This window comes from Prescottella defluvii (genome assembly GCF_000738775.1).
In the GTDB taxonomy this organism is placed as follows: domain Bacteria; phylum Actinomycetota; class Actinomycetes; order Mycobacteriales; family Mycobacteriaceae; genus Prescottella; species Prescottella defluvii.
The window spans coordinates 1-259 of the sequence record NZ_JPOC01000246.1 but is presented as its reverse complement, the minus strand read 5'-3'; the positions used below and the strand labels follow the sequence as shown (position 1 = coordinate 259).

At 68.7% G+C, this 259-nt stretch carries 1 protein-coding gene; it reads left to right on the top strand.

Going from position 1 to position 259, the window contains the following annotated elements:
• The coding region (locus tag IJ15_RS0124725) for a cytochrome P450 (RefSeq protein WP_031940945.1) at positions 1-259 on the top strand (259 nt) is incomplete at both ends.

The following is a 259-nucleotide window of genomic DNA, read 5'->3' as shown; positions in this document are numbered from 1 at the left end:
CGTCGACCTCGAGTACCACGGGCAGACCATCTCCGCGGGGGACCGCGTCCTACTGCTCGTCGGATCCGCCAATCGGGATCCCCGGGCGTTCGAGGACGCCGACGAGTTCCGCATCTCCCGCGACAGCAGCAACAAGCTGGCGAGCTTCGGCAGCGGCACCCATTTCTGCCTGGGCGCGCATCTCGCGCGGCTCGAGGCCAACATCGCCCTGGCGGAGTTCGCCGACCGCGTCGAGGAGTTCGAGGTCGACGAGTCTCGC